This window comes from Burkholderia sp. MSMB1826, from assembly GCF_001526325.1.
Classification (GTDB): Bacteria; Pseudomonadota; Gammaproteobacteria; order Burkholderiales; family Burkholderiaceae; genus Burkholderia.
In genome coordinates this window covers 66,793-79,110 of sequence record NZ_LOYN01000030.1, presented here as the reverse complement: position 1 = coordinate 79,110, position 12,318 = coordinate 66,793, and the positions used below count along the sequence as shown (strand labels likewise).

Sequence of the window (12,318 nt, the reverse complement as noted above, 5' to 3'; positions counted from 1 at the left end):
AGATTCTCATGTCTAGCATCGGGCACGACGTAGCCGCGGACCACGCGCACGACGACCACGCGCACGAAGCCCCGCACGGCTGGCGTCGCTGGCTGTTCGCCACCAACCACAAGGACATCGGTACGCTGTACCTGCTGTTCTCGTTCATCATGTTCCTGTCGGGCGGCGTGATGGCGCTCGGCATCCGTGCCGAGCTGTTCGAGCCGGGCCTGCAGATCATGCGTCCGGAGTTCTTCAACGAACTCACGACGATGCACGGCCTGATCATGGTGTTCGGCGCGATCATGCCGGCCTTCGTCGGCTTCGCGAACTGGATGATTCCGCTGCAGATCGGCGCATCCGACATGGCGTTCGCGCGGATGAACAACTTCAGCTTCTGGCTGCTGCCGGTCGCGGCCGTGCTGCTGGTCGGCTCGTTCTTCGCGCCGGGCGGCGCGACGGCCGCCGGCTGGACGCTGTACGCACCGCTGTCGACGCAGATGGGCCCGGGCATGGACTTCGCGATCTTCGCGGTCCACATCATGGGCGCGTCGTCGATCATGGGCGGGATCAACATCGTCGTGACGATCCTGAACATGCGCGCACCGGGCATGACGCTGATGAAGATGCCGATGTTCGCGTGGACGTGGCTGATCACCGCTTACCTGCTGATCGCCGTGATGCCGGTCTTGGCGGGCGCGATCACGATGGTGCTGTTCGACCGCCACTTCGGCACGTCGTTCTTCAACGCGGCAGGCGGCGGCGACCCGGTGATGTACCAGCACATCTTCTGGTTCTTCGGCCACCCCGAGGTGTACATCATGATTCTGCCGGCGTTCGGGATCGTGTCGCAGGTGATCCCGGCGTTCGCGCGCAAGACGCTGTTCGGCTACAGCTCGATGGTGTACGCGACGGCGTCGATCGCGATCCTGTCGTTCATGGTCTGGGCGCACCACATGTTCGCCACGGGCATGCCGGTCACCGGCCAGCTGTTCTTCATGTACGCGACGATGCTGATCGCGGTGCCGACGGGCGTGAAGGTGTTCAACTGGCTCGCGACGATGTGGCGCGGCTCGATGACGTTCGAAACGCCGATGCTGTTCGCGATCGGCTTCCTGTTCGTGTTCACGTTCGGCGGCCTGACGGGCCTGATGCTCGCGATGGCGCCGCTCGACATCCAGTATCACGGCACCTACTTCGTGGTCGCGCACTTCCACTACGTGCTGGTGGCCGGCTCGCTGTTCGCGCTGTTCTCGGGCTGGTACTACTGGGCGCCGAAGTGGACGGGCTGGATGTACAACGAGACGCGCGGCAAGATCCACTTCTGGGCGTCGATGATCTTCTTCAACCTGACGTTCTTCCCGATGCACTTCGTCGGTCTCGCGGGCATGCCGCGCCGCTATGCGGACTACCCGGCGCAGTTCACGGACTTCAACCAGGTGGCGACGATCGGCGCATTCGGCTTCGGCCTCGCGCAGGTGTACTTCCTGTTCGCGGTCGCGCTGCCGGCCTATCGTGGCGGCGGCGAGCTGGAGAAGGCGTCGGACAAGCCGTGGGACGGCGCGACGGGCCTCGAGTGGACGGTGCCGAGCCCGGCTCCCTTCCACACGTTCGAGCAACCGCCGCACGTCGAATAAGTGTCACCCGGCGTTCCGCCGCTGCCTGCCGCGCAGGCAGGCGCGGCGGGCGCCGAATCGATGGATCAGCGAAGTTTCAGCGAAGTTGCAGATGACCCGGAATCCACAAGAAAGACGAACGCCCGAGCAGATCCGCGCGGGCAACAAGCGGCTCGGCCTCACCCTGCTCGTCATCGCCGCCGTTTTTTTTGTGGGTGTCGTGATCAAGCAGTGGTGGCTGTCCACCCACTGATGCAGTAATTGACGCAGTAGCGAGGAAGTCGTCGTATGTCGAAGCCGGAAGAGGGCGCCGTGGATCGGGCGTTCAATCGTTCGATGCTGGTGAAGCTCTTCGTCGTGGCCGGGCTGATGTTCGGTTTCGGCTTCGCGCTGATCCCGATGTATCGGGCGATCTGCCAGATCACCGGCATCAACAACCTGGTGCAGCGCGATGTCAGCGAGCGCGAGGTGAAGAACTCGCAGGTCGACTATAGCCGCACGGTGTCGGTCGAGTTCGATGCGAACGCACGCGGGCCGCTCGGGTTCAAGCCGGAGCACAACAGCCTCGACGTGCATCCGGGCGAGCTGACGACGATCGTGTACGACGTGACGAACGGGCAGGGCCGGCCGGTCGTCGCGCAGGCGATTCCGAGCTACGCGCCGAAGCAGGCGACGGAGTTCTTCAAGAAGATCGAGTGCTTTTGCTTCACGCAGCAGACGCTGACCGCGAACGAGTCGCGCAAGATGCCGGTGGTGTTCGTGATCGACCCGAAATTGCCGAAGGACGTGAAGACGATCACGCTGTCGTACACGTTCTTCGAGCTGAATACCCCGGCCACGCCGGCACCGGCGCAGCGCAGCACGGCGGCGGCGCAGGGTGCGGCGAAGCCGGACGCATGAAGACGGAGGCGGGGCGATGACGGAGATCAAGCGGAGCGGGACGTTCGGACAGGCGTTGAGAGCGGTGCTGTGGTCGTTCTTCGGGGTGCGCAAGCGGCGCGACCTGGAGGCCGATGCGACGCAGCTCAATCCGCTGCACGTGCTGATCGTCGCGTTGATCGCGGCCGGCGTGTTCATCGGCGTGCTGATCCTGATCGTGCGTGCCGTCGTGGGCTGAGGCGCGCGGCGTGGCTAGCGGCTAGCGGCCACGAAAGAATGCAGTGCGCGGCGCCACGGCGCGGCGTGCAGGAAAGAGCGGCGGCGGTCTCGCCGCGCAAGAAATAAAGCCGGAGCGGTTTCCGGTACACAAATTGGACTGAAGTGGAGAATCAAGCATGAGCGGTCAAAACCAGACCCCGTACTATTTCGTGCCGCATCCGTCGCAGCATCCGATCAGCGCGGCCATCGGCCTGCTGGTCATGCTGGGGTCGGTAGCGCTGTGGATCAACGGTCACGACTGGGCGCCGTTTACGGCGCTGCTCGGCCTGCTGTGGTTGCTCTTCACGCTGTATCACTGGTTCGGCGACGCGATCGCCGAATCGGAAGGCGGTCATTACGGCAAGAACGTCGACAAGTCGTACCGCTGGAGCATGAGCTGGTTCATCTTCTCCGAAGTCATGTTCTTCGGCGCGTTCTTCGGCGCGCTGTTCTATGCGCGTGAAATCGCGCTGCACCAGCTCGGCAGCCTCGACTACAAGCTGATCTGGCCGGACTTCTCCGCCGTGTGGCCGAACGAAGGCCCCGCCGCGCTCGCCGGTCACTTCAAGACGATGGGCCCGTGGCCGATCCCGACGCTGAACACCGCGCTGCTGCTGTCGTCGGGCGTGACGCTGACGATCTCGCACCACGCGCTGCGCGACGATCATCGCAAGAAGGCGATTGCATGGCTGGCCGCGACGCTCGTGTTCGGGATCTGCTTCCTGTTCCTGCAGGGCTTCGAGTACTACCACGCGTACAACGAACTGAACCTGACGCTGAACTCGGGCGTGTACGGTTCGACGTTCTTCCTGCTGACCGGCTTCCACGGCTTCCACGTGTTCCTCGGCGGCACGATGCTCGCGGTGGTGCTGGTGCGGATGATCCGCGGCCACTTCAAGCCCGATCATCACTTCGCGTTCGAAGGCGCCGCGTGGTACTGGCACTTCGTCGACGTCGTCTGGCTCGGCCTGTACGTCGTCGTCTACTGGCTGTAAATGGAAAAACGGCCCGCGCAGCGATGCGCGGGCCGTTTTCATTGGTGTGCGGGCGCGGCGGCGAAGCCGCGGCCGACACCGCCCCGGCGCCGCCGCGACTCAGTCAGGCGGCGCTTTTGCTTGGTGGCGCGGCCGTGCGGCGAAATGTCACAGCGGTCGCGGCAGCCGGCGCGGCAACGGCATCAACGTCCGATCGGCAGGCCGGTCGAATGGATCCAGCCCATCCAGTTTGCGAACAGGATGAACAGGAACAGCGACACCGACAACCCGACGCGGGTGGCGAGCGACCAGACCATGCGCTTCGTATGGCCGCGGTCGTGCATCATGAAGTAGAGCGCCGAGCCCATGCTGGCAATGATGAGGACGAAGGCGATGGGAACGAGTATGTGCATGACACGAACCGGACGACGGCAATTCGAAAGGAAGAGGATAATTATCGCACTTCGCTTTCGCGCACGTGCCGGGCGGGCCGCACGATGAAGATTCGCTGGCTGCCTGCGCTGCTGATCCTCGTCGTCGTCGCCGTCACGATCCGTCTCGGTTTCTGGCAACGCGACCGCGCACACCAGAAGGAGGCGCTGCAGGCGAGCATCGCGCGCTACGAGCAGGCGGCCCCGGTCGATCTCGGCGCGCAGCCGGTGCCGCTCGCGTCGATCGAGTTTCACCGCGTGCGGGCGAAAGGCCGTTTCATGCCCGAGCAAGCGGTGTTCCTCGACAATCGGCCGTATAACGACCAGCCGGGTTTTTACGTCGTGATGCCGTTTAAACTCACGGGCGGCGGCGTCGTGCTCGTGAACCGCGGCTGGCTGCCGCGCAACATCGCCGATCGCACGGCGATCGAGCCGTTCGCGACGCCGGCGGGCGAGGTCGAGATCGTCGGCATCGCGCGCGCCGATGCGTCGCGCGCGTTCGAGCTCGGCGAAGGCGGGTCGGCCGCGCACCAGAAGATCCGGCAGAACCTCGACGTCGCCGCGTATGCAAAGGAAACCGGGCTGCCGCTGCAGCCGTTCGTGATCCAGCAGACGAGCGACGACGGCGACAAGCTCGTGCGCGACTGGCCGGCGGCGACGACCGGCGTCGAGCGCAATTACGGTTATATGTTTCAGTGGTGGGCGATGGCGGCGGCCGCGCTCGGCTTCGGCCTGTACGCCGCGCGGCGTGCGGCGAAGAAGTCGACCGGCGCGTGAGCGCCATGCCAGGACGCGGCGCCGGCGCCGCGGGTTCGTTTCGAGAGGTCTGATTTGTCCATGCAATCTTCCCGTCAAGGTCCGGCCGCAGCGCCGATGTCGGCCGCGGCCCGCAAGCGCGGCCGCTGGATGCTCGTGCTGCTGGGTCTCGTGTGCGCCGCACCGATGATCGCGTCGTATTTCACCTATTACGTGATCAAGCCGAAGGGTGGGTCGACGAATTACGGCACGCTGATCGAGCCGCAGCGCCCGATCCCGGCGGATCTGCAGGTCACCGACGAAACCGGCAAGACGGTGCCGCTGTCGTCGCTGCGCGGCGTCTGGCTGTTCGTGATGACCGACCGCAGCGCGTGCGACGACGCCTGCGCGCGCAAGCTCTATTTCATGCGCCAGATCCGCGTCACGCAGGCGGGCGAGCGGCACCGGATCACGATGGTGTGGCTGCGCAGCGATGCGGGCGCGACGCCGCAAAAGGTGCTGGACGCGTATCCGGACACGCGCCGGCTCGTCGCGGATCCGGCCGCGGTGGCCGCGTGGCTGCCGGCCGATGCCGGCACGAAGGACACCGACCACATCTACATGGTCGACCCGAACGGCAACCTGATGATGCGTTTCCCGAAAGACCCGAATCCCAGCAAGATCAAGTCGGACGTGACGAAGCTGCTGAAGTGGTCGAGCATCGGTTGAGGCGAGAGAACGAGGCACCATTCCGATGTCGTATCTACTGCAACTCGGCCTGATCGGCCTGTGCATCGCGCTGCTGCCGCTGTCGTACGTGTGGGTGAAGGCCGACGACGACAAGTTCCGCAAGCTCGTGTGGATCACCACGTTCCTGACCCTCGACCTCGTGATGTTCGGCGGCTTCACGCGGCTGACCGATTCGGGGCTCGGCTGCCCCGACTGGCCCGGCTGCTACGGCACGTCGTCGCCGTTCATCGCGCACGCGGCGATCACGGCCGCGCACCAGGCGATGCCAACCGGGCCGGTCAGCATGACGAAGGCGTGGATCGAGATGATCCATCGTTATTTCGCGATGGCGATCGGCGTGCTGATCATCGCGCAGGTGGCGATCGCGTGGGCCGCGCGGCTGCGCCGCCGCCCGCTGCACGTGTCGCCGTGGTGGCCGACGAGCCTGCTGCTGCTGATTCTCGTGCAGGGTGCGTTCGGCGCATGGACGGTCACGATGAAGCTGCAGCCCGTGATCGTCACGATCCACCTGCTGCTCGGCCTCACGCTGCTCGGCACGCTCGGCTGGCTCGCGGCGCGGCAGACGCCGCTGCCGTCGCATGACCCGGAGGCCGGGCGCTACCGGGCGGCCGCGCTCGCGGCGCTCGTGCTGCTGGTCGTGCAGATCGCGCTCGGCGGCTGGGTCAGCACCAACTACGCGGTGCTCGCGTGCACCGACTTCCCGACCTGCAACGGTCAGTGGATTCCGCCGATGGATTTCCAGCACGGCTTCCACCTGTGGCGCGCGCTCGGAATGACGAAGGACGGCGACGCGATCACGCAGGACGCGCTGGTCGCGATCCACTGGACGCACCGCACGTTCGCGTTCGTCGTGGTCGCGTATCTGGTCGCGTTCGCGCTGAAGATGCGCCGCTTCGCATCGCTGCGGCGGCCCGCGAACGGCGTGCTGCTGGTCGTCCTGCTGCAGTTCGTGACGGGCCTGACCAACATCGTGCTGCAGTGGCCGCTGCCGGTCGCGGTCGCGCACAACGGCGGCGCCGCGATCCTGCTGCTGCTCGTCGTCATGTTAAACTTTCGCATCCTTTCAAGCCGCCCCGGCCGTGTCGCGCAGCCCGCGCGCGACGCCGCCCCGGCGTGACCGCCCCCATGCAAAGCACCCTCTCCCAATCGCCCGGTAGCCGCTTTTCCCAGTACATGGCGCTGACGAAGCCGCGTGTCACGCAGCTCGCGGTGTTCTGCGCGGTGATCGGCATGTTCCTCGCGACGCCGGGCATGGTGCCGTGGCATGTGCTGATCGGCGGCACCGTCGGCATCTGGCTGCTGGCCGGCGCCGCGTTCGCGATCAACTGCCTCGTCGAGCAGAAGATCGACGCGATGATGCGCCGCACCGCGTGGCGCCCGTCCGCGCGCGGCGAGATCACGACGCCGCAGATCCTGCTGTTCTCGGCCGTGCTCGGCAGCGTCGGCGCATGGACGCTCTATACGTTCACGAACCCGCTGACGATGTGGCTGACGATCGCGACGTTCGTCGGCTACGCGGTGATCTACACGCTGCTGCTCAAGCCGATGACGCCGCAGAACATCGTGATCGGCGGCGCGTCGGGCGCGATGCCGCCGGCGCTCGGGTGGGCGGCGGTCACCGGCGCGGTGCCGGGCGACGCGTGGATCCTCGTGCTGATCATCTTCGTCTGGACGCCGCCGCATTTCTGGGTGCTCGCGCTCTATCGCCGCAAGGATTACGAGAACGCCGGGCTGCCGATGCTGCCCGTCACGCACGGCGAGAAGTTCACGCGCCTGCACATCCTGCTGTATACGGTGATCCTGTTCGCGGTCACGCTGATGCCGTTCATTTCCGGGATGAGCGGGGCCGTCTACCTGACGAGCGCGGTGCTGCTCGGCGCGGTGTTTCTCGCGTATGCGTGGAAGATCCATCGCGACTATTCGGACGAACTCGCCCGCAAGGCCTTCCGCTACTCGATCGTCTATCTGTCGCTGCTGTTCGCGGCGCTGCTCGTCGATCACTATGCACGCCCGCTGCTCGGCGTGTAACCGCACGGTTTGAACGCAATGCTCCCATCACGGTTCGGGCGCCGCGCGCGCCAAGGCTGGATGCTCGCGTGCGCATTCACGGCAGCGCTGCTGCTCGCCGGATGCGACAACGCGCCGAAATTCCAGAATCTCGACATCACCGGCAACACGCAGTTCGGCAGCGACTTCTCGCTGCCCGATACGACCGGCAAGGTGCGCACGCTCGCCGACTTCAAGGGCCGTGCGGTCGTGATGTTCTTCGGCTATACGCATTGCCCGGACGTGTGCCCGACCACGATGGCCGAATTGTCCGAAGCGCTGAAGCAGCTCGGGCCGGATGCCGCGAAACGCGTGCAGGTGCTGTTCGTCACCGTCGATCCGGAGCGCGACACGCCGGCGCTGCTCGGCCAGTACGTGCCCGCGTTCGATCCGTCGTTCATCGGCCTGCGGCCGGCCGACGAAGCGCAGCTCAAGAAGGTCACGAAGGATTTCCGCGTGTACTACGCGAAGGTGCCCGGCAAGACGCCCGGCAGCTACACGATGGATCACACGGCCGCGAGCTACGTGTTCGACCGCGACGGCAAGCTGCGCCTGTTCGTGCGCGACGGCCAGGGCCCGGCGCCGTGGGTCCACGACCTGAAGCTGCTGGTCGACTGACCGGCAGCCGCCGGGCGAGCGGCCCGGCGTGTCGCGTGACGGCCGTCCTGCGCCGTCGCGTTTTTCCTCTCTCATCGTGGTGCGCATGCGCTGCCCGCCGGGCGGCGCGTCGGCATGCGCGCGCGTGGCGCCGAAGCCGCGTTACGGCAGCGCCGGCACGTTGAAGCCGGAGGCGGCGCGCGTGATCCGGAATTCCGTCACGCGATACGTGGCGAGCCCCTCGGTGACGAACGGGTCGGTCTCGAGGATCGCGTCGAGCGCGTCGCGATCGATGCGGGCCGCGAGGATCACGCCGCCTTCGCGCGGCACCTTCGGCCCCGCCGCGATGAAGATGCCCTTGTCGAACTGCGGCTGCAGGTACGCGCGGTGGCGTTCGAGCGCGTCGTCGATGCGCTCGAGCGACGCGGTGTAGTGGATGTCGATGACGTACATGGATGGCCCTGGAAGGATGCCGGCGCTTCGCGCACCGGCCGGTCGGTCTTTTTAGCACAGCGGACGCGGGCTGTCGCGCCGGCGCGGCCTCGCGACGGGCGCCGTGCCTGTCGATCGCCGGCTCGCCGCGGCCGCGCGTATTCAAGATGTAAGCCTCGTTGCCGTAAATGAAAGAGCAACCGTTTGCGCGCGGCAGGCCGTTCGCGCGTCGGATGCTTCGACATCGACAGAGGCACGCAGATGAGCAGAATGAGTTTGAACCGCAAGCTGTGGCTCGCGCTTGCGCTGGTATGGATCGGTCTCCTGGGCGTCGGCGCATGGAGCGCCTACGAGACGCGCGCGACGATGCTCGCCGAACGCAAGGCCGGCATCGCGAATCTCGTCGACTCGGCGGCGGGCATCGTGAAGGCCTATCACACGCTCGTGCAGAACGGCACGCTGCCCGAGGCCGACGCGAAGCGCGACGCGCTCGCGCGTCTCGCCGCGATGCGCTACGGCGATTCGGGCTACGTGTTCGTGATGGATTCGAAGCCGGTCGTTCTGATGCATCCGACGCTGCCGAAGCTCGTCGACACGCAGGTCGGCGACTATCTCGATCCGGACGGCAAGCCGCTGTTCGTGACGATTCTGAACGCGGCGAAGGCGACCGGCAGCGGCTTCGCCGAATATCGCGGGCGGCTGCCGCACAGCGAGACGGCCGTGCCGAAGATCAGCTACGTCACGCGGTTCGCGCCGTGGGACTGGAACATCTCGAGCGGCGTGTTCCTGAAGGACATCGACACCGTTTACTACCGGACGCTGCTCGGCCATCTGGCCGTGGTGTTCGTGATCGGCCTCGTGATCAGCGCGGCGATGCTGGTGATCATCCGCAACGTGCGCGGCAGCCTCGGCGGCGAGCCCGACGAAGCGGCCGCGCTCGCGACGCGCATCGCGCAGGGCGACCTGACGCAGCCGGTGCCGGTGCGCGCGGGCGACCGCACGAGCATGATGGCCGCGATGCACGACATGCAGGTGCGGCTGCAGGCGACGATCGGCGGGATTCGCCAGTCGGCCGAAGCGATCGCGTCGGCGAGCCGCCAGATCTCGGCCGGCAACGACGACCTGTCGCAGCGCACCGAGGAGCAGGCCGCGTCGCTCGAGGAAACGGCCGCGAGCATGGAGCAACTGACCGCGACGGTGAAGCAGAACGCCGACAACGCGCGGCAGGCGAGCGGGCTCGCGAACAATGCGTCGGACATCGCGCGCACGGGCAGCGACGTCGTGAACCGCGTGATCGGCACGATGGGCGAGATCGACGACAGCTCGCGCAAGATCGCCGACATCATCGGCGTGATCGAGGGCATCGCATTCCAGACCAACATCCTCGCGCTGAACGCGGCGGTCGAGGCCGCGCGCGCAGGCGAGCAAGGCCGCGGCTTCGCGGTGGTCGCGGGTGAGGTGCGCTCGCTCGCGCAGCGCAGCGCGACGGCCGCGAAGGAGATCCGCGCGCTGATCGTCGATTCGGTCGAGCGCGTGCGCAACGGCTCGACGCTGGTCGGCCAGGCCGGTACGACGATGGGCGAGATCCTGCAGGCGGTCGCGCGCGTGACCGACATCATGGGCGAGATCGCGGCGGCGTCCGAGGAGCAGGCGAGCGGCATCACGCAGGTCGGGCGCGCGGTCACGCAGATGGACCAGGTGACCCAGCAGAACGCGGCGCTGGTCGAGGAAGCTGCCGCGGCGGCCGCGTCGCTGCAGGAACAGGCCGCGCGGCTGCGCGATGCGGTCGGCGCGTTCCGGGTCGGCAATACCGGCGGCCCGGCGCCGCGCGGGGCCGGTGCGCGTGCGGTCGAACCGGCCTTCGGCGCGAAGGCGGCCGACGAGACGGTGGCGGCGTGACGCGTGTCGGCCGATGGACCGATGCGTCGATGGACCGATGCGCCAAGAAAAACTGCAACTAACGGCCGACTCGTGCGTCGGCCGCCGGCACCGCGCGGGTGCATACCCATATGAGCGGGATGTATTTCACTTCCCGCCGATCCTGTGACACCATTTGGCCCTTCCTGCGAGTCGGGGCATACCCGTATCGCGCCCCATTTCAAGTAAGCAAGCAAGCGAGAAACAGATGAAGCGTCGCAGTCTCCTGAAGGTATTTTCCGTGCTGGCCACCGGCGCCGCGCTGACGCTGTCGGCAGGCGCGCACGCCGAAGACAAGGTGATCAAGGTCGGCACGGTCGCCGGCCCGGATTCGGAAGTGTGGCAAGTCGTGCAGAAGGTCGCGAAAGAGAAGGAAGGCCTGAACGTGAAGGTCGTCGAGTTCAACGACTACGTGCAGCCGAACGCGGCGCTCGATTCGGGCGACCTCGACGCGAACAGCTTCCAGCACCAGCCCTACCTCGACAGCCAGGTGAAGCAGCGCGGCTACAAGCTCGTCAGCGCGGGCCTGACCTACATCTCGCCGATCGGCGTGTACTCGAAGAAGTTCAAGTCGCTGAAGGATCTGCCGCAGGGCGCGAAGCTCGCGGTGCCGAACGATCCGTCGAACGAAAACCGCGCGCTGCTGCTGCTGCAGACGCAAGGCGTGATCAAGCTGAAGTCGGGCGCCGGCACGGGCGGCAACAACGCAACGGTGCTCGACATCGCCGAGAACCCGAAGAAGCTGAAGATCTCCGAACTCGACGCCGCGCAACTGCCGCGCGTGCTGTCGGACGTCGACGCGGCCGTGATCAACACGAACTACGCGCTCGCCGCGAACCTGCAGCCGACCAAGGACGCGATCGCGCTCGAATCGCTGACGAGCCCGTACGCGAACCTGATCGCCGTGCGCGCGAAGGACAAGGATCAGCCGTGGGTGAAGAAGCTGGTCAAGGCGTACCAGTCGCCGGAAGTGAAGGAATTCATCAAGAAGCAGTTCAAGGGCTCGATGGTCGCGTCGTTCTGAACGCCGCTCACCGGTCGGACCGCTGAACGCAAAGGGCCTGCATCGCGCAGGCCCTTTTTTCATTGGCGCGGCAGGCGCGCGCCTGCCCTACATCTCGCCGCGCCGCGAGCAGATCGCCATGATCTGCTGGATCGCATAGTTGTCGCGCACGCCGGGCAACGATTGCACGACGCACTCGTGATAGCGCCGCTCGCGCGGCAGCAGCATCGCGTTGTTGCGGTACAGCGCGTCGCACGAGCGCTGGATCAACTGCGCGGCGGCGCCGTTGCGGCTTTCGCGCAGCGCATTGAGCATGCAGTCGTCGTATTGCGCGCTGCCGTCGGTCAGCGCGAATGCCGCGCCCGGCAGCGCCTGCGCGACGGCGGCGAAGGCCGCGAAGGCGATCGCGCGAATCGTTCGTTTCATGTCCCCTCCGATGGTGTGGATCGGGTCGGCGGACAGCATAACGTAAAGCCGCGAGCGCGGCTGGCGCGTTGCGCCGGGACCGGCGCGGAGCGCCGCCAGCCGGGCTTTCCAGGCATTTCATGGGGGCGCGGCGGCGCCGCGCATCGGCCGCTCGCGCGAAAGCGCGGAGTCAGGCGGTGGTCTGCGGAAATGGTATCCTCGTGCGTTCGCCGCCGCACGCTTTCCCGGAGCGTGCGCGGGCCGATCGCCCGCGTCTCGCACGTGCGGCGGGCGTC

15 protein-coding genes are annotated in these 12,318 nt (G+C 66.6%); 12 read left to right on the top strand and 3 right to left on the bottom strand.

The window, feature by feature from the left end; translation table 11 throughout:
- The first annotated feature begins 8 nt into the window (after window positions 1–8).
- The 5 genes from ctaD (at window position 9) to WS95_RS19795 (ending at window position 3,727) form a co-directional block, all read left to right on the top strand.
- Complete coding sequence (ctaD, locus tag WS95_RS19810; protein ID WP_006477731.1) at window positions 9–1,616, top strand: cytochrome c oxidase subunit I; 1,608 nt, start codon at window positions 9–11, stop codon at window positions 1,614–1,616.
- A 91-nt stretch (window positions 1,617–1,707) separates the two neighbouring features.
- Window positions 1,708–1,848, top strand: a complete 141-nt coding sequence (locus tag WS95_RS35375; protein ID WP_006486385.1) for a cytochrome oxidase small assembly protein — start codon at window positions 1,708–1,710, stop codon at window positions 1,846–1,848.
- A gap of 35 nt (window positions 1,849–1,883) precedes the next feature.
- Entirely contained in the window at window positions 1,884–2,495 is a 612-nt protein-coding gene (locus WS95_RS19805; RefSeq protein WP_034208453.1) for a cytochrome c oxidase assembly protein, read from the top strand.
- Between the two features lie 16 nt (window positions 2,496–2,511).
- On the top strand, window positions 2,512–2,712 hold the full coding sequence (locus tag WS95_RS19800; protein ID WP_034208452.1) for a DUF2970 domain-containing protein: 201 nt from the start codon (window positions 2,512–2,514) through the stop codon (window positions 2,710–2,712).
- A 157-nt stretch (window positions 2,713–2,869) separates the two neighbouring features.
- Entirely contained in the window at window positions 2,870–3,727 is an 858-nt protein-coding gene (locus WS95_RS19795; RefSeq protein ID WP_034208451.1) for a cytochrome c oxidase subunit 3, read from the top strand.
- A 182-nt stretch (window positions 3,728–3,909) separates the two neighbouring features.
- Here the strand turns inward: WS95_RS19795 and WS95_RS19790 are convergent, their stop codons facing one another.
- Window positions 3,910–4,119: a twin transmembrane helix small protein gene (locus WS95_RS19790; RefSeq protein WP_006752055.1), complete on the bottom strand. Its 210-nt coding sequence runs from the start codon at window positions 4,117–4,119 to the stop codon at window positions 3,910–3,912.
- A gap of 84 nt (window positions 4,120–4,203) precedes the next feature.
- Here WS95_RS19790 and WS95_RS19785 point away from each other — a divergent pair, with 84 nt between their 5' ends.
- Genes WS95_RS19785 through WS95_RS19765 form a run of 5 tightly spaced genes read left to right on the top strand, consistent with a single transcriptional unit; the run spans window position 4,204 to window position 8,286 of the window.
- Window positions 4,204–4,914 carry an SURF1 family protein gene (locus WS95_RS19785; protein WP_034208450.1) on the top strand — a complete coding sequence of 237 codons (711 nt, stop codon included), beginning with the start codon at window positions 4,204–4,206 and terminating at the stop codon, window positions 4,912–4,914.
- Between the two features lie 60 nt (window positions 4,915–4,974).
- A complete protein-coding gene (locus tag WS95_RS19780) occupies window positions 4,975–5,601 on the top strand; it encodes an SCO family protein (RefSeq protein WP_059825170.1) in 627 nt (208 codons plus the stop codon).
- Between the two features lie 25 nt (window positions 5,602–5,626).
- Window positions 5,627–6,739: a COX15/CtaA family protein gene (locus WS95_RS19775; protein ID WP_034208448.1), complete on the top strand. Its 1,113-nt coding sequence runs from the start codon at window positions 5,627–5,629 to the stop codon at window positions 6,737–6,739.
- An 8-nt stretch (window positions 6,740–6,747) separates the two neighbouring features.
- The gene (gene cyoE, locus WS95_RS19770; RefSeq protein ID WP_006477738.1) at window positions 6,748–7,650 is read left to right on the top strand and encodes a heme o synthase; all 903 of its coding nucleotides are present in this window, start codon (window positions 6,748–6,750) and stop codon (window positions 7,648–7,650) included.
- Window positions 7,651–7,668: 18 nt separating this feature from the next.
- The gene (locus tag WS95_RS19765) at window positions 7,669–8,286 is read left to right on the top strand and encodes an SCO family protein (RefSeq protein ID WP_034208447.1); all 618 of its coding nucleotides are present in this window, start codon (window positions 7,669–7,671) and stop codon (window positions 8,284–8,286) included.
- 141 nt (window positions 8,287–8,427) lie between these two features.
- On the opposite strand, the gene WS95_RS19760 is transcribed toward WS95_RS19765, so the two are convergent.
- Complete coding sequence (locus WS95_RS19760) at window positions 8,428–8,718, bottom strand: YciI family protein (RefSeq protein ID WP_012329263.1); 291 nt, start codon at window positions 8,716–8,718, stop codon at window positions 8,428–8,430.
- A gap of 240 nt (window positions 8,719–8,958) precedes the next feature.
- On the opposite strand from WS95_RS19760, the gene WS95_RS19755 reads away from it, so the two are divergent.
- Together WS95_RS19755 and WS95_RS19750 are read left to right on the top strand one after the other, a co-directional pair.
- The gene (locus tag WS95_RS19755) at window positions 8,959–10,596 is read left to right on the top strand and encodes a methyl-accepting chemotaxis protein (RefSeq protein ID WP_059825281.1); all 1,638 of its coding nucleotides are present in this window, start codon (window positions 8,959–8,961) and stop codon (window positions 10,594–10,596) included.
- A gap of 226 nt (window positions 10,597–10,822) precedes the next feature.
- Complete coding sequence (locus tag WS95_RS19750; protein WP_059781436.1) at window positions 10,823–11,638, top strand: MetQ/NlpA family ABC transporter substrate-binding protein; 816 nt, start codon at window positions 10,823–10,825, stop codon at window positions 11,636–11,638.
- Between the two features lie 87 nt (window positions 11,639–11,725).
- Here WS95_RS19750 and WS95_RS19745 read toward each other — a convergent pair whose 3' ends face one another.
- Window positions 11,726–12,043: a VF_A0006 family four-cysteine protein gene (locus WS95_RS19745; protein WP_034208767.1), complete on the bottom strand. Its 318-nt coding sequence runs from the start codon at window positions 12,041–12,043 to the stop codon at window positions 11,726–11,728.
- Window positions 12,044–12,318: the final 275 nt, after the last annotated feature.